Genomic DNA, 19,869 nt, shown 5'->3' with positions numbered 1-19,869 from the left:
GTATGACCACCCGCGAGGAAGTCTCTCCACAGACGCTGCCGATCGAACTCACAGAGGACGGCATCACCGTCGAATACAACGACGGTCGGGAGGCGTTCTACCGGGGCGTCCCACAGAAGCGAGAGTCCCCGCTTCGGACCGCGCCCGGCCGGGACATCCACGTCCTCGTCACCGACGGCAGTGAGACTCAGGGCGTGTTGACGTACGTCAACGACCTGAAAACGCACGCAGACATCCTGAACGACACCGGTGTCGGCCGTGTCATGCTCGAACCCGACGAGCAGACGACGGTGTTTCCCGGCGTGGCGGTCCGCAACGCGGCCCACCGCGTCGTCGTCGACGCCGACCTCGACAGGGCCGATGGCCGCGTGTTCGTCTTCGAGGAGAACCCGATGGGCGAACGAGCCTTCGAGATCGTGGCGGAGGCGTAATCGCGTTTCAGCCGGTGTCGATGCCCTCGGGCAGGTCAAGCGGCACCGCGCCCTTGCTGTACCCGTCGACCGTGCCGTCCGGCCAGGCCCGAAACACGACCGCCGGTCGGTGCCGGACGTCCGGCTGTTCGTCCATCAGCGTCCGCCAGTGGTGATCGGCGAAGGATGAACAGTCGACGAACAGTGTGACGCCGCCCTCGTGCTGGGACAACTGGCCGCTGACTTTCGTCTCGGCGGTCTCACGGATCGACGTAGACGGCGAACTGGCGGCCCGTTCCGACGGCGGTTGCGGGCGGGTGACTTCTACGAGGACGCCCTCGCCGTTCTCGTCCGCGCGGAAGTCGATGAAGTGGCCGGTCCTCACCTCGATTTCCGGTGTGACCTCGTAGCCGGCCTCGTAGAGGAGTTTGGCAACGGTGAACTCACTCATCGTCGAGCGCATCCGGCCGACGTTGAGCTGTTCGCTCGTCCCGAGCTTCGAGGCCATCGTGTACCGGTCGTCGAGCGCGTCGGTCTCCAGGAACCCCTCGTAGAACGAGAGTGCCGCGTCGGGGTCGGCGTCGGGAAAGCCGGCGGCGTGGTCGTGCAGGAACTCACGGGTGGTGTGTCGGCCGTCCTTCGAGAGCAGGACGGGGAGAAAGAACCAGGAGATCGTCGGATAGTCCGCCAGCCACGGCGACTCCTCGTGCAACTGTGCGAGCAGTTCGCGTTCGGCCCACTCCGAGATCCGGTCGGGGACCTCCTCGAACGTGTACTTATCGGTGCGCCAGAGGGCGCTAGGCGTCTCGGTGTTGCCAAGCCAGTAGCCCTGGCCGTTCCAGGCGAACAGGGCAATATCGCCGTTGTCCATCTCGAACCGACAGGCCTCGTACCCGTTTGGCTGTTTGTACCACGGTCTGCGCATCGTCGCGCCGAGATTGGAATCGAGCGGGCCCAGCAGGTCCGACCGGACACGGCCCTCGGTCCAGCGTTCGGTCGACACCCGAAATCGGAGCGGCTTCGCCACATCGGCGTTTGCCTACCGAGCGCATTACGTGTTGTGCGTCGTCTTAAAAAAAGGCCGGTTACGACCCCTCCTCACGCCGGTACCACAACGGGGAACGGACCGCCGCCCCCGTCGATGATCCGTTCGACAACGTCACCGATGTCCGGTGCCTCGCGGTCTTCGTCCTCGTCTCGTGGGACGTATGGGGCGATCGGCATTGGAGTCGCACCCACTCGAAAATCGGTCGCCAACATAAAAACGCTCGTGGCGACTGCGAACCGAGTGCGGGTCATACTTGCCTCTGGAGCCGTTTTCAGTTGTATGGCCGACGAACACGGTGGGTTCGAACACGTCCGCGAAACCGTCGACGGCAACCCCGTCTGGCGGTTGGTCGGCTACGCGCGCCCCTACTGGCTGACCCTCTCGGTCGGCATCCTCGCCTCGTTTCTGACTCGCTTCGCTCGGCTGGCGCCCCCGGTTATCGTGGCGACGGCCATCGACCGCGTCGTTCTCCAGTCCGGCGAGCCGGGACTGCTGGCGGCGGTTGGGCTGGTACCGACTGGAGCGATCACCGACGAAGCCGCGCGGGTAGCCTTTCTCGAACGGCTGGTCGTCATCGCCGCGCTGGCCTATCTCATCCGCTCGGTGATGCGTTTCACCGGCCGCTACCTCATCCAGGCGACCGCACAGAAGGTCCAGCGAGACCTCCGAGACGGCGCCTACGACCACCTCCAGCACCTCTCGATGGACTTCTTTGCGAACCACCAGACCGGCGGAATGCTCTCGATTCTCAACAGCGACGTCAACAGACTGGAGTCGTTTCTCAACACGGAGTTTCGGCAGTTCATCCGGATGCTCGCGACGGTCGGCGGCATCGCCATCGTGCTGGCGTACTACTCGCCGCGACTGGCACTGATCGCGCTCGCGCCGGTGCCGCTCATCGGTATCGCCAGCGCGGTCTTCCTGCGGTGGATTGAGCCACGCTACCGGGAGATCAGGCAGACCGTCTCGCGGCTGAACACCCGGTTAGAGAACAACCTCGGCGGCGTCGCGGTGGTGAAGGCCTTCGACCGCTACGGGTTCGAGCGTGACCGCGTGGCCGCACAGAGCCAGCAGTACCACGACGAGAAGGTCGCCGCGCTCCGCATCCGGCGGGCCTTCTTCGCCAGTCTCCGCCTCCTGACGGGCGTCGTGTTCGTCCTCGTCCTCTACATCGGCGGCCGGGACATCATCCTGGCCAGCCAGGGAGAAGCGATTATCTCTACCGGCGCGTTCGCCGCCTTCTTCCTCTATCTCCGGCGGCTCTACTCCCCGATGCGCCGGATCGGCAAGTCCGCAAACAAGTACCAGCTCGCCAAATCCAGTGCCGAACGCGTGTTCGGCCTGCTCGACACAGAGCCATCGATCACCGACCCCGTGGACCCGCACAGCCCGGATGGGGTCGAGGGCGCCGTCGAGTTCGACGACGTAGCCTTCGCCTACGGCGACGGTGAGCCGGTCGTCCGCGGTGTCTCACTCGACGTGCCCGCCGGCGCGACAGTCGGGCTCGCTGGCGCGACCGGCGCAGGGAAATCGACGCTGCTGAAACTCGTCCCGCGGTTGTACGACGTGGACGACGGAGCCGTGCAGGTCGACGGGACCGACGTTCGCCAGTACGATCTCCGGCGACTCCGCGAGGAGATCGCCGTCGTCGAGCAGAACCCCTACCTGTTTTCCGGGACCGTCGCCGAGAACATCGCCTACGGCGACGAACTCGCACTGGAGGTCGAGAGCGACCAGCGCGATGTCGACCCCGAGCAGGAGCGGGTAGTCCGCGAGCGCGTCGTCGAGGCCGCGAAAGCCGCCGAGGCCCACGAGTTCGTCGAGGACCTCCCCGACGGGTACGACACGCAGGTTGGCGAGCGCGGAATCAAGCTCTCGGGCGGCCAGCGCCAGCGCGTCGCCATCGCCCGTGCCCTGCTGAACGACCCCGCGATCATCGTCTTCGACGAGGCGACGAGTGACGTGGACACCGAGACCGAGGAGTTGATTCAGGAGAGCCTCGACCGCCTGATCGAGGACCGAACCGCCTTCGTCATCGCCCACCGGCTCTCGACGATCAAGGACGCCGACCGCATCGTCGTGATGGACGAGGGAGAGATCGTCGAGTCCGGAACTCACGACGACCTGCTGGGCGTCGAAGATGGCGCGTACGCCGAGCTGTGGGCAGCACAGGCCGACGAGGACCGGTCGAGATCGGTCGCGGACGACTGAGAGCGGTGGCCGCTGACGGGACTCAACCGGCGGCTTCGACGGCCTCCTCCACGGCCTCGAAGTCCGGCTGGGTGTGGGGGTCGTCGGCGACCCAGTTGTGGGGAATGTCGCCGTCCCCGTTCACGACGGAGACGGTACGCCGGGCCAGCCAGTAGTGGCCCAGTCGTCGAAGTCGACCTTCACGCCGTATTCTTCGATTACTTCCGTGTTCGAGTCGCTGAGCACCTGGAACCCGGGGCTGGTCCCCTCGCGGAACGCCTGCTGTGCGAACGGTGAGTCGACGTCGACACCGTACAGCGTCGCGCCCACGTCGCGGTCATTCTCGATGTCGTCCTGGAACTGGCTTATCTCCGCCCCGCACGGCGGCGTGAACGCCCGGCTTCGAAGCAGTGGCTCGGCGCTCGAAGCCGCCAACGAACTTACAACGGGGCTTCACCTACACCAGTCATGGTACACTCCCCCACGGACGGCGGCGAGAGCGACACTGGCGCGGACCGGCCGCTGCTCGAGGACGGGCCCGACGCGTTGGCGGGGCAGCTCGGGCGCCTGGCCGCCGTGCTTCCCTGGTCTCTGGACGACGCCGTTCTGTTCCGGGACGACGAGCAGGTCGTCCTCGCGCGCCCCGCGGACGGCCCACGGCCGGCCGGCCCTTCGGTCGGGTCCGCACCTGCAGCAGTGGACGACGGCGCCGACGTACTGGTCGTCGCCACGGACGACGACGGACTGGTCGTCGAGCACCGCGGGCCCGAGGCCGTCGACTTCGACTCGCTGGCGTGGGTCCCCGGTGGACTGGAGACTGCGACCAAGGAGTGATCAACTGTCCGACTCGCTCGCCGGGAGAAAGGACGTCACCGGACGGAGTTGCAGGTACGGTTCGACCGCGTACCAGCCGACGACCAGCGCGGCACCGATGGCGTTCGCGTATGCGTCCCCGAGGCTGAAAAACCGGTTCGGGAGCGTCCACTGCCAGAGTTCGATGCCGACGCCGTACAGCACCGCCACAGTGAACACGCCCGCGGCGAGGTGCGTCCGCGGTCGCTCAGAGTCCGCCAGGGCGTAGGCCAGGGCGTACGCGATGGCCGCGTACGCGAGGAAGTGACGCCACTTGTCCAGCGGGAGCGGATCGACTTTCCCCGGAACGACTGGCTCGGGTGGCGGCGTGACCAGTACCGACGTGGCGAAGACGAACCCGGCGACGGCGACCACGCCGAGCCACCGCAACCACGCCGGGACGAGCGGAACCGGGAGACGTCGCATGCGTCTGGACCCGACCGACCGGAAAAAAAACCAACGGTTGCGCCCGGACCGAGACTCGCCTGCCGGCGGTTCGTGGACTGGTGGGTCAGGTAGGGTTGCCCGAAATCAGTTCTTCTAGCTCGTCGAGCGGGACCTCGGACCGGTCACAGAGCTGGTCTAGCCGCTCCGTGAGGCGCTCGCACGTCTCGTGGTCGCTCCGTTCGGTCGGTGTCAACCTCAGTTCCAGCGCCGCCTGGCTGGCCGCCAGCGAGAGGTACACCTGCTTCCGGACCGCCTCGTCCGAGATATTCGCCGCCGTCGCGACGGCCTCCCGAAGCGCCGCCGCTTCCAGCGGTCGCACCAGATAGCCGGTGGACCGGAGCCCGACGCAGCGACGAGAACTGTCCTGTCACGATATGCCATACCACACCTCGACGGTGAACCAGAGTGAACGAAGCCGCGAACCGCCGGCGGCTCACCTTCGAGGCCCGGGAGCCCGGTGGGTGGACCTACTACGTCGAGGAGCACGACGGTGACGAGTGGCAGCCCTGTGGGCAGGAGATCGTCGACCAGCTGGACGTCGAGATCCAGGGCATCGTCGCCGCCGGGGAGGTCGAGCTATGATCCGGTTCCGATGGGGAGTCCCGATCCTGAAGACGTCGCGCGAGCTCGTGATCGAGTACCAGAAGAACTCAGGCTGGGGGTCGATCTGGCATGAGCACGGAGGAAAGCACGGGGTCAGAGTCTGGAACGGTCGGCGAGCTACGGGATGACGACCATTGGATCATCGAGCGGTCCGGCACCCCGGTAGACGTGGATGGGTTCAAGATGGGCGAACCAGCCGATCATATCATCTGCGCCCACTGCTTCCGGGCCGCGTCCCACTACAAGCAAGTCACGCACGCCGCCGACTGCACGAACCCCGACGCGCACACGACCTGAGCGCTGTTTTCTTACCCACGTTCCCACGTTACGGTTTGCTGGTTTTCTGACCCGCCCAGGTCCATCTCAAGCACGAGACCACCCGGGCTGGCTGTCTCCTCGACGCTGAACTGTGCCCAGCCCCGGAGGGACGTGCCCGGCGCAACGGGTTCTTCGATTATCTCCTCACGGTACCGGTACCCGTACGTGTGGTAGGTTTCGTTGGCGGCCGTCGTGTTGTCGTACGTGACGAGGCTTTCGGCGGGTTCGTCGTCGTAGGTAACTCACATCGTGCTGTTGACGGGATGAGGGAACGGCCGGGCACGATCACCGACGACGGCCAGCTCCACGTCGATCAAAAGCGCCTGGAATCCGGACCGCAGTACCTCGTTGCTGTTGAGTTCGGGATCACCAAGCAGTTCCACAACGTGAACAATCGCCTGGACGCCGTCGTGCGTGACGCTGTCGCCGACGCTGTTCGATCCAGAGCCGGAACCGCCGGTCCCGAGACAACCACTCAGTGTCATCGCGCCAATCCCGAGGAGGGTGCGTCGCTTCATACCGGCCGCTTCGCGGGCCCGCGACTTTACTTTCACCCCATGGACAAATCTAAAGAAGCGGTTGCTGCCGGAAGTGTAACCCCTTCTTAAATACCGGCGTTGCGTCAGAACAGGACATGATCAGTCACGAATCCGTGCTCGACCCCGAGGTCGTGCCCGAACGGGAGCTGGTCGCTCACCGCCGGGACGAGCTTGAGTCGCTGCTGAAGCACTACCGACGAGTCCGGACCAACGGGACGCAGAGCTACCTCCAGGGCCCGCAGGGCACGGGCAAGACCATGCTCGCGCGGCTGTCACTCCAGATCCTGCGCGACGAACGCGGGGCTCGGATCGCGTACGTCAACTGCTGGGAGCATCGCACCCGGGCCGACGTACTGTTCAAGCTGGCCGACGAAGTACTCACGACGACGTTCCACCGTCGATCAGCGCCGGTAAACGCGATCTCCCGGCAACTCGACGACGAGCCCGACGAGCAGCGCTGGACACGTTGCCGCAACAGCTCAAATCGTTTATTTCACCTGCCGGCGTTCGGAACCGTCGGACAGGCCCCGGCACGCTGAAGACCCCTGAGACCGAGTAGCAAGTGTGACGTTGCTGGTCGATATCGCGTGTCCGTCCTGCGGTCGAACTCGGCCAGTCAGGAAAGTCGCAATCGGTCACTACCGATGTGACGACTGCGGTCGCGAGTTCACCGAGGCGGAGGTTCGCACGTCGCGGTAGCGTTCAGATGAACAGTGGTTCATAACGCGTTGGCGACCTATTCCCGAACGTATTATCATGTGTGACCGCATGGATATCGCTAATGACCACAACAGAGGAGTTGTTGCAACGTGAGCGTGAGTACACCGACGAAGTCACTGGGTCGGGGACGATTCCCGAACTGTTCGAGGCGAGTGCCGAACGGTACGCAGGACTGCCCGCTCAACAGTACAAAGGGGGTGTCTACGACCGGTCGCTGACCGACGATATCGTTCCCGAACCGGCCGAGGGCGAGTGGGGGCTGTTGACATACGACCGGGTGGCCGACATCGTCCGCACCCTCGCAACAGGCTTTCGGGAACTCGGTGTGGGTCACGGCGACCGTGTAGGGGTGTTCTCGAACACGCGGATGGAGTGGGCACAGACCGACTTCGCTCTGCTGGCCGCCGGTGGGGTCGTCACGACTATCTACACCGAGTCCTCGCCTCGGCAGGTCCGCTATCTTCTGAACGACCCTGGCGCGACGGGCGTCGTCGTCGAGAACGAGGAACTCCTGGCCCGTGTGCTGGACGTTCAAGACGACACCGACGTCGAGTTCGTCGTTATCATCGACGGCGTCGACATATACGACAACAACGACGACATCTACACGCTCGGTGAGATTTACGAACTCGGCCGCGAGGCCTTCGACGAGTCGGCGTACCAGTCCTGGATCGACGAACAGGCGCCGGACGACCTCGCCAGCCTCATCTACACCTCCGGGACGACGGGCAAACCGAAAGGTGTCCAGTTGACGCACGCGAACTTCCGAGCCAACGTCACCCAGATCCGCAGGCGCTTTGGCCCCCGCCCCGACAAGGACCCGAACACTCCAGTGCTGGATTCGGACGTGAAGACGCTCTCCTTTCTCCCGCTGGCTCACGTCTTCGAGCGGACTGCTGGCCACTTCTCGATGTTCGGTGCCGGTGCGACCGTCGCATACGCGGAGAGTCCCGACACGGTCCAAGCGGACATGCAGGCAGTGCAACCGTCGACGGCCACGAGTGTGCCACGGGTCTACGAGCGAGTTTTCGACGCCATGCGGGAACAGGCCGCGTCCTCCGACCTCAAAGAGAAAATCTTCCAGCGGGCGCTGGAGATCGGGAAGGAGTACGGCCGAACCGAGACCCCCGGTAACCGCCTCAAACTGGAGTACTACGTCGCGAACAAACTCGTCTTCCAGCAGGTCAAAGACCAGCTCGGGGGCAACATCGACTACTTCGTCAGCGGCGGCGGCAGCCTCAACAAGGACCTCGCAGAGCTGTTCCGGGGGATGGGGCTGGAAATCTTCGAGGGGTACGGCCTCACCGAGACATCACCGGTCGTCTCGACGAACCCCGCCGAAGACCCACGACCCGGGACGCTCGGCCCGCCGGTGGCCGGCATGGACACGTACCTTGACGACAGCGTTATTGGTCCCGACAGGAAATCGAAAGCCGACGGCGAGATCGGCGAACTCCTCCTGAAAGGGCCCAACGTCACGCAGGGGTACTGGAACAAGCCCGAAGAGACCGAAGACGCCTTTACGACGCGCCCAACTGAAGGGGACGACGAGTGGTTCCGGACCGGCGATATCGTCGAACGGACCGAGGACGGCTATCTGGTCTATCACGACCGGCTGAAACAGTTGCTCGTCCTCTCGACCGGCAAGAACGTTGCGCCCGGCCCCATCGAAGACGCCTTCGCGACCAGCGAGCGCGTCGATCAGGTGATGGTGATGGGCGACGACCAGAAATTTGTCAGTGCGCTGATCGTCCCGAACTTCGAGTCGGTCCGGCGGTGGGCCGACCAGGAGGGTATCGACCTCCCCGAAGACCCCGACGACGTGTGTGCCGACGAACGCGTCCACGGGTGGGTCCAGGACGCCGTCGACGAGGTCAACGAGCAGTTCGAGAAACACGAGACTGTCAAGCGGTTCGAACTCGCACACGTCGAATGGACGCCGGAAAACGACATGCTCACCTCATCGATGAAACTCAAACGACGGAACATCCGTGACCAGTTTTTCGACAAGGTCGAAGCCATCTACGGCGAGGCGGCCAGCGCGGACTAAAGCTCGGCGACGGCCGCCTCCACGTCCTCGTGGGGGAGCGGGCCGATCCACTCGTCGGCGACGTAGGCGAACCGCACCTGTAGCTCGGGGTCAACGACGAACACTGACCGCCACGGCGTCGAGACGTCGGCCATGTGATCGCGGTCGGTGAGCAGGTCGAGGGCTTCGGAAACCTCGCCGTTCACGTCGGCGAACATGCGGAAAGGCGGGCGGCCCAGCCAGCGGAGGAAATCGTTCTGTGCGTAGGGGCCGTCACGGCTGATCCCGAGAACGGGAACGTCCGAAAAGTCGTCCCAGCCGTACTTCTGGAAGCGCTTCCACCAGTTCTGCGCGATGGCGCTGTAGACGAAGCCGGTCGAGACGAGGACGGCACCGCGGTCGCCCACCGTCTCGGAGAGGTGAACCGAGCGAAAGGTCTCGCCGTCACAGCACAGTGCCTCGAAATCGGGGATGTCGTCGCCGTCAGTGGGTGGCATATCCGGGCATGGAGTCCCTCCCTCAAAAACCCCGGCGAACACGCGTAACTCGGGGGCTCGACGGCACCGATGGGCCGCAGGTTTTTGCCGTCGCCCTCCATACGGAGGCGTATGACGATGACACTCTATCGACTAGAAGGCTGTCCGTACTGCGAACTCGTCGTCGACCGTATCGAGGAACTGGACATCGACTACGAATCGGTCTGGGTCGAGGGACTCCACTCCCGACGCAACGAGGTGGCTCGAATCTCGGGCCAGCGACAGGTCCCTGTCGTCGTCGACGAGGACCGAGGCATCACGATGGCCGAGTCCGAGCGTATTCTCGAGTATCTCGATCAAAGCTACGCCTGACCGGCCGGCCCGGTTGGTCGAGTCGCAGTTTCAGTCCAGGTTGTGTGGGTCGAGGCCAGGGTCTTCGATTGCCGGAGCGCCGACTGCGAGGACGACGCCTTCGTCGTCGCCGACGTACCGGTGGCCGTGTCCGACCTCCGGGCCGGCTGCCCAGAACGCGCCCGGACCGACTTCGACCGTTTCCGCCTCGCCGGAGCGGCCGAGTTTGAGCGAGAACTCGCCCTCGACCACGTAGTAGAGTTCCTCCTGTTCGCTGTGGGCGTGGTACTGAATCTCCTCGTCCGGCTCGAAGTACCACAGCGTCACGTGGAGGTTGTCGAGACCCATCGTCCGGCCGACCGGGCGGATGTCCAGGTCCGGCGGCACACCATCGACTTCCGACAGGTCGGTGACCGGTACGTCCTCGGTGCCGAGTACTTCGTACTCCATAGCGGCGGAATACACGCCCGGTCACGACAAAAACGTAGCGGACGCGGACACCGGCCGGGGTTTTCCGCTGCCCGTACTCACTCCGCGACCGCACGGCGCAGTCGCGGGAGCGCCTCCGTCACGTCCGCCCGGAAATCGTAGTCCGCCCGGCTCGACAGCGGCGTGGATTCGAGATTCACCAGTACGAGCGTCGCACCCTGCCGGGCGGCGATGCGGGGCAGCGACGCGGCCGGTTCGACGGTCAGTGACGACCCGACGGCGAGGAACACGCCCGCGTTCTCGGCCGTGGCCTGTGACCGCATCAAGGCGTCTTCGGGGAGCTGTTCGCCGAAGAGCACGGTATCGGGCTTGAGCGTTCCGTCGCAACTCTCGCAGGTCGGTGGGACGTCGCCGCCACGGGCCCGCTCCATCGCCGGTTCGGCGTCGGCCCGCGTCCCGCAGTCCCGGCAGACGACGCGGGCAGCCGACCCGTGAATCTCGAGGACGTTCTCGGACCCGGCGTCCTGGTGGAGGCCGTCGATGTTCTGCGTGACGAGAGTGTCGAGGAGCCCCGCCGATTCGAGCTCCGCGAGCGCCTCGTGGGCGGCGTTGGGCGTTACGTCGCCGTCGTCGAACGCCGCCGCCTGTAACTCCACACGGTCGTTCCAGAACCCCGCGGGGTCGGTCCGGAACCGATCGATGTGGAACTCCATCGGGTCGTGTCGGTCCCAGATGCCGTCCTCGCCGCGAAAGTCCGGGATACCAGACGCCGTGCTGACGCCGGCACCCGTCAACGCAGCGACCGACTCCGCGTCGCGAATGGCCTCTGCCACCGCCTGCACGTCCGCCTCGTCGACTGTCACATTACCCAGTCAGGCCGTGTGCCGGATTAAAATCATCGTCTCACCGAGGGTCGGTACCGACGGAAGTACTGTAAAATAGAACACAAATAAGGCTGGTAATTTATCAGTGCACGGAGCTTAGTATCGACTAATGCCAGTTGAATCGGTCGATGACAGCCGCCAGCGAGCAACGGAGTCCGAACCGCGCGGCGCCGAGTTGGCGGCGGAAATAGACCGGCTCTGGGACGACCTGCGCCGGGACCCCCGGTCGGCGGACGACGGTGATGCCGCGTCCGACGACAGCGCAGAAGAGACGCCGACGGCGGCCATCGAACGGGTGGTCGAACCACCAGCAGGTGCGAGTCAGTCGGCCGTCGAGGAAGCGGTCATAGAGGCCGAGACGGACACTGGCAGTCGAAGTCGTGAGGACACAGGGAGCGACCACCTGTCTATCTGAGTCAGAGGGACCGACGTTCGATTTCGGGGTCAACCTCGGCGGCGGCTAGGTCCTGCCGGACCCGCTCGCGGAGTGGCGTCGGCACCGTGTCCCGGCCCACCGGAACGGCGATGTCGCCGTCCGGCGAGACCTTCCAGTAGACCACACAGTCACTCGGTTCGTAGTACTCGATGCTGTAGCGGTCGGTACCGCCGTCGTAGTGAACCCGCGCTGCGGCGTTCTCGACACGCCATCCGTCCCGCTCGGCGAGTCTGTCGAGGACAGTAGTCACGTCGAACCCTACGGCGCCCACGGGCTAGTGGTTTCGGTCACACGCAGGCCCACCGGAAAGCGTCGCCACTCTTGACAGTGTCGGGAGGGGGAGCGGAAAGATGGAGGGGGAAAACCGGTTCGGGATTGGGAGCGAACCGCATTGGATACGAAACACCGGTCGTGATTCAACTTTCTTCACGACATCATCGGCCAATTATAACCCGTCGAGGGACGAACGAAATCGAGCACGGAGTCGGCCGGTCGAGCGCGTGCATCACCCGTCGTGACGAACGATGTGGACGTCGTAGCGTGGGTCCTCCGACACCGGGCTTCCGACGCTGGTGACCGGGGCCGAGACGCGGCCGGCGTTTTCACTGCCGATGAACACGATGGACGCGTCCACGTCGTCGGCGACGGCTCTGATTGTCCGCGTGATGTCGTCGGTGACCGTCGCGGTCATCGAGTCACTGGTTTCGGGCTGTTCACACCGGTAGGTCGCGTTCGGCGCCACCTCCCGCACTGTACGCTCGAACTCGTCACGGACGGCTGTCTGATCGTAGGTACCATCGGCGTCGATCCAACCGCGCTCGCGGGCGAACTCCTCGTCGTCGGGGATAATCGTCAGCGCCACGACCGGTTCGTTGCGGTACTCGGCGAACTCGCTCGCGCGTTCGAGCGCCGTCCGGGACAGCGACGACCCGTCGAACGGAGCCAGAATCGTCATACGGTCTCTTTTTCAGCCCGCGTCTTAACCCCGGTGGAGGCGGCAACGCCTCTCGAACCACTCCAGACATTGATACGCCTCCGTGGCCTGGCTTCGGGCATGGAGACGCTGGGCGACGACGATGGCCCTCTCGACGTCCACGACTACCGACACGGCCTCAAACTTCTCCAGGAGACCCGCGACACCAGCCACTGGGTAAACAAGAAGAACTACGCCTGCCCAGCCTGCGGCAAACCCTTCGAACAGCTGTTCATCTCGGCGAAAACCGACAACACGTTCACGCCCTCGTCGGTAGCGCCGTTCTGCATCCGACACGAACCCGACCGCATCCTCATGTTCAGACATTGAGCGGGACGGGTTAGTCCGGAGCGAGTTCGTCCCGAACGAAGCCACCGGGACGGTCGTGCAATCGAACGTCGAGGTTCCTGACGCCGGGGTCCGCAGTTGCAGTATATCCGACGACGTGGTCGAGCGGGCGGAGTAGTACCCGTCAGCCGCCGAGTTACGACACGCCGAGCTGTTTTGCGATGGTGTTGAGCTGAATCTCGTCGGTCCCCTCGACGACTCGCAGGATGCGGGCGACCTGAAGATGGTCCATGAACGGGTTGTCCTCGGAGAGCCCGTTCCCGCCGTGGACCTGCACGACGTCGTCGGCGATGTCGAAGTAGACGTTCGTCGCGAGGTATTTGAAGATGGACGACTCCTCAATGGCCTGCTCGCCCTCGTCCATCTGCCAGGCGAGTCTGAGGCCGGCGGCGTCGGCAGCGTAGTTGCGGGCCCGGCCCTCGGCGAGTTTGTGGGAGATGCCCTGGAACTTTCCGATGGGGCGGCCGAAGGCCTCGCGGTCGTTGGCGTACTCGACGCCTTTCTCGATGAGGTGTTCGGCGTAGCCCACTGCCTCCGCGCCGAGTTCCAGCCGACCCAGCGAGAGAAAGTCCATCGCGTTATAGAAGGCGGTGTCGGGCTGGCCCAGCACCCGGTCTTCGCCCAGTCGCACGTCGTCGAACAGCAACTCCGCCTGCATCCCCTCCAGCCCGACGGCGTTGTTCATCGACCCGAGTTCGAACTCGTCGGGCTCGACGATGAAGCAGGTAATCCCGCCGTAGCGGCCGGCCTCTTCCTGGGGCGTCGTTCGCGCGAACACCTGCACGAAGTCCGCGTACGGTGCGTTCGTAATCCACTGCTTCTGGCCGTTGAGGACCCACTCGTCGCCGTCTTTCTCGGCGTGAGTGTCCATGCTCGGCGAATCCGACCCCTGTCCGGGTTCGGTCTGTGCGAACGCCGTCGACACCTCGCCCGCGACGGCTGGCTTCAGGTACTCTTCGACCTGTTCACCCTCTGCCTGCATCAGGAGCGGCTTGGGGCCTTCCGGACCCGCCAGGACGTACTCGGTCAGCCCGATGCCGTGGCTGGCGACGTGTTTTTTTGCCCGATACCAGGTGACGTTCGAGACATCTTCCCCGCCGACGTCTTCGGGCAGGTTCATGGCATAAAAGCCCGCATCGGCGCTTCTCTTCCGAATCGTCTCGATAGCCTCGACGACCTCCGGGACGAGTCGGCCGTCGTCCTCGTGGCGACGTCGCGGATTCTCCCACGTCTCGCCCAGATTCGCCCTGACCGGCTCGACCTCCTGCTCGATGAACTCGTCGAGGCTGTCGAGGATGAGCCGCGTCTCCTCCCCGGTATCGAAACTGACCGTGCGTTCTCTGTTTTGTGTTGCCATAGCGCAACCAACACGCCCTGACGCTTGAAACCACCGCCCCAGTAGAGTGGCGGAGACTTATATCCGTGGCCTCGGGAAGGAAGGTATGCGACTCGATGGAGTCCGTGTGCTCGACCTCTCGCGGCTGCTGCCAGGGCCGTACGCGACACAACTGCTCGCCGACGCCGGTGCCGACGTGGTCAAGATCGAAGACACGGACGCCGGTGACTACGCGCGAGTCCTCCCGCCGTACACCGACGCCGGGGTCGGTGCAATCTTCGACGCGGTCAACCGTGGGAAGCGAAGCGTCGCAATCGACCTCAAAACCGACCGCGGACGGGACGCTTTCCTGGAGCTGGCTGCCGAGGCCGACGTGGTGTTCGAGCAGTTCCGCCCTGGGGTGGTCGAACGCCTGGGCGTCGACTACGAGGCCGTCCGTGCGGTCAACGACGACGTGATCTACTGCTCGCTGTCGGGGTTCGGTCAGGACGGCCCACACGCCGACCGGGTGGGACACGACCTCAACTACGTCGGCATGGCCGGCCTGCTGGACATGACCAGAGCCGACGAGGACGGCAGGCCACAGATGCCTGGCTACCCCGTCGGCGACATGGCCGGTGGACTGTTCGCCGCGTTCGGTACCGTCGGTGCGCTCTGCTCGCGGGAACTCGGCAACACCGGTGGGGAGCACGTCGACGTCGCCATGACCGACGTGGTGGCCTCGTTCTCCCAGGCCGTCTCCCACGACGCGCTCACCGGCGGCAACCCTCGCCCCGGCGAGACGGAGCTCTCTGGCTCTCTCCCCTGGTACGATACCTACGAGACCGCCGACGGCAACTACGTCACGCTCGCGGCGCTCGAACCCAAGTTCTGGAACGCTTTCTGTGAGGCAGTCGGCCGCGAGGAACTCGCGGACGCACACATGACCGGCGACCCCGCCGAACGCGAGGCCGTGCGTGAGGAACTCGACGCACTGTTCGCTGGGAAGACTCGCGAGGAATGGGAGACGATGCTGGGGGACACCGAGGCGATGGTCGCACCCGTCCGGACACCCGCCGAGGCGCTCGGCAGCGAGGCCGCCGACGCTCGCGACCTGATCGACCGCTCCGGGACGGTGCCACGGGTCGCTTTCCCCGCACAGTCCACCGCAGAACCGGACGACGCTGCTGGCTCCCCGCCGGGACACGGCGAACACACCGACGCCGAACTCAAGGCAGCGGGATACGACGCGGACCGAATCACCGCGCTTCGTGAGGACGGGATAATCGAGTAGCGGGGAACCGGCTCCGGAGGGAGCTTTTTGTGCCGGGCCGGCGATTGCGGTGACCATGCAACCAGGTCTGCTCTTGCCGCCTGCCGACGTGATGGATCCGACCGGTGTCGCGACTACCGCCGAACAGTTGGGCTATGGCTCCGTCTGGATGCCCGAACTCTGGGGTAGCGACGCGTTTGTCCAGCTCTCGGCGGTCGCCGAGGCCACCGACGACGTCTGGCTGGGGACCGCCATCGCCAACGTGTTCTCCCGGTCGCCGGCCGTTTTGGCGATGGCCGCTGCCACCGTCGACCGCGACGCCGACGGCCGGATGGTGCTTGGAACCGGCGTCAGTACCGCCAAAGCTATCGAAGACCTCCACGGACTGGAGTTCGAGAATCCCGTCCGCCGCGCTCACGAGACCATCGCCATCGCCCAGCGGTACCTCTCGACCGACGACGGACCAGTTTCCTACGAGGGCAAGATGTTCCAGGTGGAGGACTTCGACCCTCTGGGGCGAGACGTGCCGGTCTATCACGCGGCACTCGGGCCGGCGAATCGCAGGGTCGTCGCCCGCCTGGCTGACGGCTGGATTCCCCACAACGTCCCCTTCCCGGAACTGCCAGACGCGTTCGAGGACATCGAGGAGACTGCCGACGAAGCGGGACGGGACGCCAGCGAAATTACCGTCGCGCCGTACGTTCCCTCGGCGGTCAGCGACGACGACCCCGACGCTGCCCGCGACGCCATCCGGGGACACGTCGCCTACTACGTCGGGAGCGGCGAGGGCTACCGGAAGGCCGTTGCTCAGCGATTCCCGGACGAGGCGGACACAGTCGCCGAGCGGTGGCAAGCGGGTGACCGTGGGGACGCGAAGGCCGCGGTGACCGAGGAGATGGTCCACGCGCTGGGCGTCGCGGGGACGACCGACCAGGCTCGCGGGCGACTGGCCGAGCTACGGGACGGACTCGTCGACCTCCCGATTATTACGGTCCCACGGCAGGCCGCCGGTGAGATGGCGATGGCGACGATTCAGGCGCTCGCGCCGGACCACTGACCGCATCACCCGCCGACCCCGCTCTCGCTCCGCCGGACGGTGACGATGCTAACGGCGAGCAGGAGGCCGCCGACGAGCAGTGGCAAAACCGTGACCGTGTGCCAGTTGCAGCCGTCGTACCAGGTGATCGTGAGCTGTGCCAGGTCGAAACCGGTGAGTCGCAGGCCAGTCGGGTCGACACCGACCGCCTCGTAGACGGGACCGTCGACGCCGGGACAACGACGCTCGGTGCCACCGCCGAGCGTGAGAATCGACAGCGCACAGAGGATGCCGAGTCCAATTAACCCGTAGCCTGCGAGTCGTGAGCGGAGCATGGTCGCGGTTCGTGTACAGGACGGACCCCACCAATATGTAGCGGAGGGACAAGTCTCCGTTTGAGTCACTGGCAGTTCGTCCGCCGAGCGCGCCGTGCGCGCGAGGCGGTTCACCGGACGCGAGCCGATAGCTCGCGTCCGGATAGTTTTTATACTAAATTTTTGCGAGTGGGGGTGCCCTGCGGGCACCCTCCGAACTAAAAATTTAGTATGTGAACAGGTCGACGCCGCCGGTGACGCCCATGACCTGGCCGGTGATGTACTCGGCCTGCTCCGATGAGAGATACGCGACGAGATTCGAGACGTCCTCCTCGGTGCCGAGCTTGTCCATCGGCGTGGCACGGGCGATGTCGGCCCAGTGCGAATTGATCTCTTCGAGTTGGTCGTGGGGCAGTTCGGCGAGGTCGCCGACGACGATTGTCGGCGCGAGGATGTTCGAGGTGACGCCCTCGGGGGCGCCTTCCAGAGCCAGTGTTTTGCCGAAGCCGATGAGACCGGCCTTCGTGGTGGAGTATGAAATCTGGCCGTAGCCACCTTCCCAGCCGGCGAGTGAGGACATCGTGATGATACGGCCCCACCCGCGTTCGCACATACTGGGGAAAATTTCGCGGGTGATGTTGTACGTCCCCGTTAGGTTGACAGACAGGTCTCGGTCCCAAATGCTCGGGTCGAGGTCGCCGGCTGTTCCCACCGCGTCCACGAGGCCGGCGTTGTTGACGAGGACGTCGACGCCGCCGGTCGCGTCCCGAAGGTCGTCGACGACGTCGCCGACCTGGTCACGGTCGGTGAGGTCACACTCCATCGCGATGGCCTCGCCGTCGTAGTCGCCGTTGTTAATTTCGTCGGCGACGTCCTGTGCGCCGCCCTCGTCTACGTCGAGGACGACGACCTCTGCGCCCTCCTCGGCGAACGTCTTGCAGTCTTCCTCACCGATGCGGCCCGCACCCCCTGTTACGAGGGCCGTCTTGTCGTCGAGTCCGAAGTCCATTGCACCTGTTCAGTACCGAACACACTCTGTTAACAGTTCCTCCTCAGAAGGGAGGGGGATTTATCAGATAACGCGACGGCCCGGGCGAAAAACGGGGATAGCGGGCCGCTCGTGCGTGCCACTGAAATCACTCGGCGCCGACAATCTCCAGCAGTGCCCGGTGGTCCTCGACGGCGTAATCGATAGCGTCGTCGCCGACGACCCGGTAGCCGTCCCGTTCGAGTTCCTCGGCGCGCTCGAACGCGGTGCCGTTGTAGGCGACGGTGTCGAGTCCGGCCTCTGTGCCGCCCTGCATGTCGTGGTCGTAGCGGTCGCCGACCATCAGCCCCGCTGCGGGGTCGATCCTGGACGTATCGAGGGCGTCCTCGAACATGCGCTGGTCCGGTTTCTTGTAGCCGACTGCCTCGGAGGTGGTCAGGCCGTCGAAGGCGTCGTCGATGCCGAACCGGTCGAGTATCCGGTGGGCCTCGCGCGTGTCGATGTCCGAGATGACCCCGAGGTACAGGCCGGCCTCGTCGAGCGCCCGGATGGTTTCGACGATGTTCGGTTCCACTTCCATGGCGGCTTTCGTGGCAGTCTCGAACCCAGGTTTCCACGCCTCTCGACCGAGGTCGCCGTCCACGACGGCTTGGAACGCTTTGTGATACCCGTCGGCCGCGGACACGTATTCGGTTCCGTCGGCGGAGTCGAAGTGCTCGCCCAGTCGTTCCCGCCACGTCTCCAGTGCGGGACCGGGGTCGATGCCACGCTCGGCGGCGAACTCCTCGAGAAAGTCCACGTAGCCCTGACGGACCGAGGGGAGCGAGACGACGACCCCACCAATGTCGAGGAAGACGGCGTCGTACTCTGTCATACGACCTCGTACCGACGGACGCCGTGCTCGTCCGTCTCGCTCGTCAGAACCCCCTCGCCGTCAAGGTGGGCTAGCGCGCTGGCGGTTTCGATGACCAGGTACTCCATGTTGCGGTCGCCCGAGCGCTGGAAGGCGATGTCGACGGCCGTCGAACCGCTGCCGGTCTCCAGTGCCTCCCGGGTGCGGCCGAGCAATCGGTTTAAACTTTCACGGTCGTGTTCGACCCGGTCCGCGAACGCCGTGTGGGGTGCATCGTGGCCGGTGAACACGCGGTCCACGTCTCGCTCCGCGAGACGGTCGAGGGCGGTGTAGAACGCGCCGATAGCGTCCTCGTAGCCCTCGTCGAAGCCGGTGTGCATCGCCACGGGCCGGAACGTGCCAAGCGCCATGTCGCCCGAAAAGAGGACGCGCTCGTCGCCCAGGTCGGCCAAATAACAGAGGTGATCGGCCTGGTGGCCGGGCGTGTGAACCGTCTCGATGGTAAGTGGGCCCACGTCGATGGTCTCGCCACGACCGAGCCAGTGGTCGACGGCCTCGCTAGGCAGGAGGCTGCTGTCTCGTTCCAATGACTCGACAGACATCTCGACTGCGTCGTCGAGATACTCACCCTGGACACCGGCGGCCTGCGCGTTCGTTCGAACCGTCGTCTCCAGGCTCTTCGGGTCACGCTCGAACCGGCCCCGGACCGACGCGGGCGCGTACAATTCGGGGTCGGCGGCGTCGACGACCGCCTGCACCTGTCCGATGTGGTCGGTGTGTGGGTGGGTGACGACCAGGTGTTCGATGTCCGCGAACTCGTGGCCGTGTGGCGCGAGGTCGTCGGTCAGTTCCTCCCGGGCCGTCTCGCCCGCCATCCCGGCGTCGAACAGAATCGGCTCGGCGCAGTCGACGAAGTACGCGGCGACGTTCCCCGGCGGCCAGTCCACGTTACACTCCAGCCGATGTACCGTCTTCGACCCCTGCATCTGCTCTCCTCGGTCGTTCATTTTCCGAATACGAGAGCCTTCCGACTGATA

28 protein-coding genes are annotated in these 19,869 nt (G+C 65.1%); 12 read left to right on the top strand and 16 right to left on the bottom strand.

Annotated elements, in window-relative coordinates; all coding sequences use genetic code 11:
- Positions 1–2: 2 nt before the first annotated feature.
- Positions 3–431, top strand: coding sequence for a DUF5796 family protein (locus Q0964_RS01775; RefSeq protein ID WP_299262816.1), 429 nt, complete (start codon positions 3–5; stop codon positions 429–431).
- A 7-nt stretch (positions 432–438) separates the two neighbouring features.
- Here the strand turns inward: Q0964_RS01775 and Q0964_RS01770 are convergent, their stop codons facing one another.
- Together Q0964_RS01770 and Q0964_RS01765 are read right to left on the bottom strand one after the other, a co-directional pair.
- A complete protein-coding gene (locus Q0964_RS01770) occupies positions 439–1,437 on the bottom strand; it encodes a DUF5784 family protein (RefSeq protein WP_299262814.1) in 999 nt (332 codons plus the stop codon).
- Between the two features lie 71 nt (positions 1,438–1,508).
- The gene (locus Q0964_RS01765) at positions 1,509–1,634 is read right to left on the bottom strand and encodes a hypothetical protein (protein ID WP_299262812.1); all 126 of its coding nucleotides are present in this window, start codon (positions 1,632–1,634) and stop codon (positions 1,509–1,511) included.
- Between the two features lie 103 nt (positions 1,635–1,737).
- On the opposite strand from Q0964_RS01765, the gene Q0964_RS01760 reads away from it, so the two are divergent.
- Positions 1,738–3,669: an ABC transporter ATP-binding protein gene (locus tag Q0964_RS01760; RefSeq protein WP_299262810.1), complete on the top strand. Its 1,932-nt coding sequence runs from the start codon at positions 1,738–1,740 to the stop codon at positions 3,667–3,669.
- A gap of 120 nt (positions 3,670–3,789) precedes the next feature.
- Here the strand turns inward: Q0964_RS01760 and Q0964_RS01755 are convergent, their stop codons facing one another.
- Positions 3,790–4,083 (bottom strand): redoxin domain-containing protein, encoded by a 294-nt coding sequence (locus Q0964_RS01755; RefSeq protein ID WP_299262808.1) that lies wholly within the window; start codon positions 4,081–4,083, stop codon positions 3,790–3,792.
- Positions 4,084–4,116: 33 nt separating this feature from the next.
- On the opposite strand from Q0964_RS01755, the gene Q0964_RS01750 reads away from it, so the two are divergent.
- Positions 4,117–4,482: a hypothetical protein gene (locus tag Q0964_RS01750; protein WP_299262806.1), complete on the top strand. Its 366-nt coding sequence runs from the start codon at positions 4,117–4,119 to the stop codon at positions 4,480–4,482.
- Here Q0964_RS01750 and Q0964_RS01745 read toward each other — a convergent pair whose 3' ends face one another.
- Both Q0964_RS01745 and Q0964_RS01740 read right to left on the bottom strand, forming a co-directional pair.
- Positions 4,483–4,926, bottom strand: coding sequence for a VanZ family protein (locus Q0964_RS01745; RefSeq protein WP_299262804.1), 444 nt, complete (start codon positions 4,924–4,926; stop codon positions 4,483–4,485). It abuts the gene before it with no gap.
- Positions 4,927–5,011: 85 nt separating this feature from the next.
- A complete protein-coding gene (locus Q0964_RS01740) occupies positions 5,012–5,266 on the bottom strand; it encodes a HalX domain-containing protein (protein WP_299262802.1) in 255 nt (84 codons plus the stop codon).
- Between the two features lie 86 nt (positions 5,267–5,352).
- Between Q0964_RS01740 and Q0964_RS01735 the strand changes: the two genes are divergently transcribed.
- Both Q0964_RS01735 and Q0964_RS01730 read left to right on the top strand, forming a co-directional pair.
- On the top strand, positions 5,353–5,529 hold the full coding sequence (locus Q0964_RS01735; protein WP_299262800.1) for a hypothetical protein: 177 nt from the start codon (positions 5,353–5,355) through the stop codon (positions 5,527–5,529).
- A 90-nt stretch (positions 5,530–5,619) separates the two neighbouring features.
- Complete coding sequence (locus Q0964_RS01730) at positions 5,620–5,847, top strand: hypothetical protein (protein WP_299262798.1); 228 nt, start codon at positions 5,620–5,622, stop codon at positions 5,845–5,847.
- A gap of 263 nt (positions 5,848–6,110) precedes the next feature.
- Here the strand turns inward: Q0964_RS01730 and Q0964_RS01725 are convergent, their stop codons facing one another.
- A complete protein-coding gene (locus Q0964_RS01725) occupies positions 6,111–6,386 on the bottom strand; it encodes a hypothetical protein (RefSeq protein WP_299262796.1) in 276 nt (91 codons plus the stop codon).
- A 116-nt stretch (positions 6,387–6,502) separates the two neighbouring features.
- On the opposite strand from Q0964_RS01725, the gene Q0964_RS01720 reads away from it, so the two are divergent.
- Both Q0964_RS01720 and Q0964_RS01715 read left to right on the top strand, forming a co-directional pair.
- Positions 6,503–6,946, top strand: coding sequence for an AAA family ATPase (locus Q0964_RS01720; protein ID WP_299262794.1), 444 nt, complete (start codon positions 6,503–6,505; stop codon positions 6,944–6,946).
- Positions 6,947–7,188: 242 nt separating this feature from the next.
- On the top strand, positions 7,189–9,177 hold the full coding sequence (locus Q0964_RS01715; protein WP_299262792.1) for an AMP-dependent synthetase/ligase: 1,989 nt from the start codon (positions 7,189–7,191) through the stop codon (positions 9,175–9,177).
- On the opposite strand, the gene Q0964_RS01710 is transcribed toward Q0964_RS01715, so the two are convergent.
- Entirely contained in the window at positions 9,174–9,653 is a 480-nt protein-coding gene (locus Q0964_RS01710; protein WP_299262790.1) for a redoxin domain-containing protein, read from the bottom strand. The two genes, Q0964_RS01715 and Q0964_RS01710, sit on opposite strands and share 4 nt — an antisense overlap.
- Before the next feature lie 111 nt (positions 9,654–9,764).
- On the opposite strand from Q0964_RS01710, the gene Q0964_RS01705 reads away from it, so the two are divergent.
- On the top strand, positions 9,765–10,004 hold the full coding sequence (locus tag Q0964_RS01705; protein WP_299262788.1) for a glutaredoxin family protein: 240 nt from the start codon (positions 9,765–9,767) through the stop codon (positions 10,002–10,004).
- A 30-nt stretch (positions 10,005–10,034) separates the two neighbouring features.
- On the opposite strand, the gene Q0964_RS01700 is transcribed toward Q0964_RS01705, so the two are convergent.
- Together Q0964_RS01700 and Q0964_RS01695 are read right to left on the bottom strand one after the other, a co-directional pair.
- On the bottom strand, positions 10,035–10,433 hold the full coding sequence (locus Q0964_RS01700; protein ID WP_299262785.1) for a cupin domain-containing protein: 399 nt from the start codon (positions 10,431–10,433) through the stop codon (positions 10,035–10,037).
- A 77-nt stretch (positions 10,434–10,510) separates the two neighbouring features.
- Entirely contained in the window at positions 10,511–11,275 is a 765-nt protein-coding gene (locus tag Q0964_RS01695; protein ID WP_299262783.1) for an SIR2 family NAD-dependent protein deacylase, read from the bottom strand.
- Positions 11,276–11,405: 130 nt separating this feature from the next.
- Between Q0964_RS01695 and Q0964_RS01690 the strand changes: the two genes are divergently transcribed.
- On the top strand, positions 11,406–11,711 hold the full coding sequence (locus Q0964_RS01690; protein WP_299262781.1) for a hypothetical protein: 306 nt from the start codon (positions 11,406–11,408) through the stop codon (positions 11,709–11,711).
- Position 11,712: 1 nt separating this feature from the next.
- Here Q0964_RS01690 and Q0964_RS01685 read toward each other — a convergent pair whose 3' ends face one another.
- Both Q0964_RS01685 and Q0964_RS01680 read right to left on the bottom strand, forming a co-directional pair.
- Complete coding sequence (locus Q0964_RS01685) at positions 11,713–11,982, bottom strand: DUF7538 family protein (RefSeq protein ID WP_299262779.1); 270 nt, start codon at positions 11,980–11,982, stop codon at positions 11,713–11,715.
- A 255-nt stretch (positions 11,983–12,237) separates the two neighbouring features.
- Entirely contained in the window at positions 12,238–12,687 is a 450-nt protein-coding gene (locus Q0964_RS01680) for a universal stress protein (protein ID WP_299262777.1), read from the bottom strand.
- A 99-nt stretch (positions 12,688–12,786) separates the two neighbouring features.
- On the opposite strand from Q0964_RS01680, the gene Q0964_RS01675 reads away from it, so the two are divergent.
- The gene (locus Q0964_RS01675; RefSeq protein ID WP_299262775.1) at positions 12,787–13,035 is read left to right on the top strand and encodes a DUF7385 family protein; all 249 of its coding nucleotides are present in this window, start codon (positions 12,787–12,789) and stop codon (positions 13,033–13,035) included.
- Positions 13,036–13,189: 154 nt separating this feature from the next.
- Here Q0964_RS01675 and Q0964_RS01670 read toward each other — a convergent pair whose 3' ends face one another.
- Positions 13,190–14,410: an acyl-CoA dehydrogenase family protein gene (locus tag Q0964_RS01670; protein WP_299262773.1), complete on the bottom strand. Its 1,221-nt coding sequence runs from the start codon at positions 14,408–14,410 to the stop codon at positions 13,190–13,192.
- A gap of 85 nt (positions 14,411–14,495) precedes the next feature.
- Here Q0964_RS01670 and Q0964_RS01665 point away from each other — a divergent pair, with 85 nt between their 5' ends.
- Entirely contained in the window at positions 14,496–15,662 is a 1,167-nt protein-coding gene (locus Q0964_RS01665) for a CaiB/BaiF CoA transferase family protein (protein WP_299262771.1), read from the top strand.
- A gap of 55 nt (positions 15,663–15,717) precedes the next feature.
- Positions 15,718–16,698: an LLM class flavin-dependent oxidoreductase gene (locus tag Q0964_RS01660; RefSeq protein ID WP_299262769.1), complete on the top strand. Its 981-nt coding sequence runs from the start codon at positions 15,718–15,720 to the stop codon at positions 16,696–16,698.
- A 5-nt stretch (positions 16,699–16,703) separates the two neighbouring features.
- Here Q0964_RS01660 and Q0964_RS01655 read toward each other — a convergent pair whose 3' ends face one another.
- The 4 genes from Q0964_RS01655 to Q0964_RS01640 all read right to left on the bottom strand — a co-directional run bounded on the left by Q0964_RS01655 (position 16,704) and on the right by Q0964_RS01640 (position 19,839).
- Positions 16,704–17,012: a hypothetical protein gene (locus Q0964_RS01655; protein ID WP_299262765.1), complete on the bottom strand. Its 309-nt coding sequence runs from the start codon at positions 17,010–17,012 to the stop codon at positions 16,704–16,706.
- Positions 17,013–17,217: 205 nt separating this feature from the next.
- Positions 17,218–18,000, bottom strand: coding sequence for an SDR family NAD(P)-dependent oxidoreductase (locus Q0964_RS01650; RefSeq protein WP_299262763.1), 783 nt, complete (start codon positions 17,998–18,000; stop codon positions 17,218–17,220).
- Positions 18,001–18,127: 127 nt separating this feature from the next.
- The gene (locus Q0964_RS01645; RefSeq protein ID WP_299262761.1) at positions 18,128–18,853 is read right to left on the bottom strand and encodes an HAD family hydrolase; all 726 of its coding nucleotides are present in this window, start codon (positions 18,851–18,853) and stop codon (positions 18,128–18,130) included.
- Positions 18,850–19,839, bottom strand: a complete 990-nt coding sequence (locus tag Q0964_RS01640) for an MBL fold metallo-hydrolase (RefSeq protein ID WP_299262760.1) — start codon at positions 19,837–19,839, stop codon at positions 18,850–18,852. Before Q0964_RS01640 ends, Q0964_RS01645 begins: the two co-directional genes overlap by 4 nt.
- Positions 19,840–19,869 lie beyond the last annotated feature (30 nt).

The sequence above is a fragment of the Halorientalis sp. genome (assembly GCF_028275115.1).
Classification (GTDB): Archaea; Halobacteriota; Halobacteria; order Halobacteriales; family Haloarculaceae; genus Halorientalis.
This window is presented reverse-complemented; position numbering and strand designations above follow the sequence as displayed.

Bases quoted from the DNA above. Each gene is read 5' to 3' on its own strand.
- Q0964_RS01665 (WP_299262771.1), top strand. From the start codon at position 14,496: ATGCGACTCGATGGAGTCCGTGTGCTCGACCTCTCGCGGCTGCTGCCA.
- Q0964_RS01655 (WP_299262765.1), bottom strand. From the start codon at position 17,012: ATGCTCCGCTCACGACTCGCAGGCTACGGGTTAATTGGACTCGGCATC.
- Q0964_RS01715 (WP_299262792.1), top strand. From the start codon at position 7,189: ATGACCACAACAGAGGAGTTGTTGCAACGTGAGCGTGAGTACACCGAC.
- Q0964_RS01705 (WP_299262788.1), top strand. From the start codon at position 9,765: ATGACGATGACACTCTATCGACTAGAAGGCTGTCCGTACTGCGAACTC.
- Q0964_RS01660 (WP_299262769.1), top strand. From the start codon at position 15,718: ATGCAACCAGGTCTGCTCTTGCCGCCTGCCGACGTGATGGATCCGACC.
- Q0964_RS01750 (WP_299262806.1), top strand. From the start codon at position 4,117: ATGGTACACTCCCCCACGGACGGCGGCGAGAGCGACACTGGCGCGGAC.
- Q0964_RS01775 (WP_299262816.1), top strand. From the start codon at position 3: ATGACCACCCGCGAGGAAGTCTCTCCACAGACGCTGCCGATCGAACTC.
- Q0964_RS01690 (WP_299262781.1), top strand. From the start codon at position 11,406: ATGCCAGTTGAATCGGTCGATGACAGCCGCCAGCGAGCAACGGAGTCC.
- Q0964_RS01670 (WP_299262773.1), bottom strand. From the start codon at position 14,410: ATGGCAACACAAAACAGAGAACGCACGGTCAGTTTCGATACCGGGGAG.
- Q0964_RS01650 (WP_299262763.1), bottom strand. From the start codon at position 18,000: ATGGACTTCGGACTCGACGACAAGACGGCCCTCGTAACAGGGGGTGCG.
- Q0964_RS01745 (WP_299262804.1), bottom strand. From the start codon at position 4,926: ATGCGACGTCTCCCGGTTCCGCTCGTCCCGGCGTGGTTGCGGTGGCTC.
- Q0964_RS01760 (WP_299262810.1), top strand. From the start codon at position 1,738: ATGGCCGACGAACACGGTGGGTTCGAACACGTCCGCGAAACCGTCGAC.
- Q0964_RS01730 (WP_299262798.1), top strand. From the start codon at position 5,620: ATGAGCACGGAGGAAAGCACGGGGTCAGAGTCTGGAACGGTCGGCGAG.
- Q0964_RS01645 (WP_299262761.1), bottom strand. From the start codon at position 18,853: ATGACAGAGTACGACGCCGTCTTCCTCGACATTGGTGGGGTCGTCGTC.
- Q0964_RS01675 (WP_299262775.1), top strand. From the start codon at position 12,787: ATGGAGACGCTGGGCGACGACGATGGCCCTCTCGACGTCCACGACTAC.
- Q0964_RS01640 (WP_299262760.1), bottom strand. From the start codon at position 19,839: ATGAACGACCGAGGAGAGCAGATGCAGGGGTCGAAGACGGTACATCGG.
- Q0964_RS01765 (WP_299262812.1), bottom strand. From the start codon at position 1,634: ATGCCGATCGCCCCATACGTCCCACGAGACGAGGACGAAGACCGCGAG.
- Q0964_RS01700 (WP_299262785.1), bottom strand. From the start codon at position 10,433: ATGGAGTACGAAGTACTCGGCACCGAGGACGTACCGGTCACCGACCTG.
- Q0964_RS01725 (WP_299262796.1), bottom strand. From the start codon at position 6,386: ATGAAGCGACGCACCCTCCTCGGGATTGGCGCGATGACACTGAGTGGT.
- Q0964_RS01720 (WP_299262794.1), top strand. From the start codon at position 6,503: ATGATCAGTCACGAATCCGTGCTCGACCCCGAGGTCGTGCCCGAACGG.
- Q0964_RS01680 (WP_299262777.1), bottom strand. From the start codon at position 12,687: ATGACGATTCTGGCTCCGTTCGACGGGTCGTCGCTGTCCCGGACGGCG.
- Q0964_RS01710 (WP_299262790.1), bottom strand. From the start codon at position 9,653: ATGCCACCCACTGACGGCGACGACATCCCCGATTTCGAGGCACTGTGC.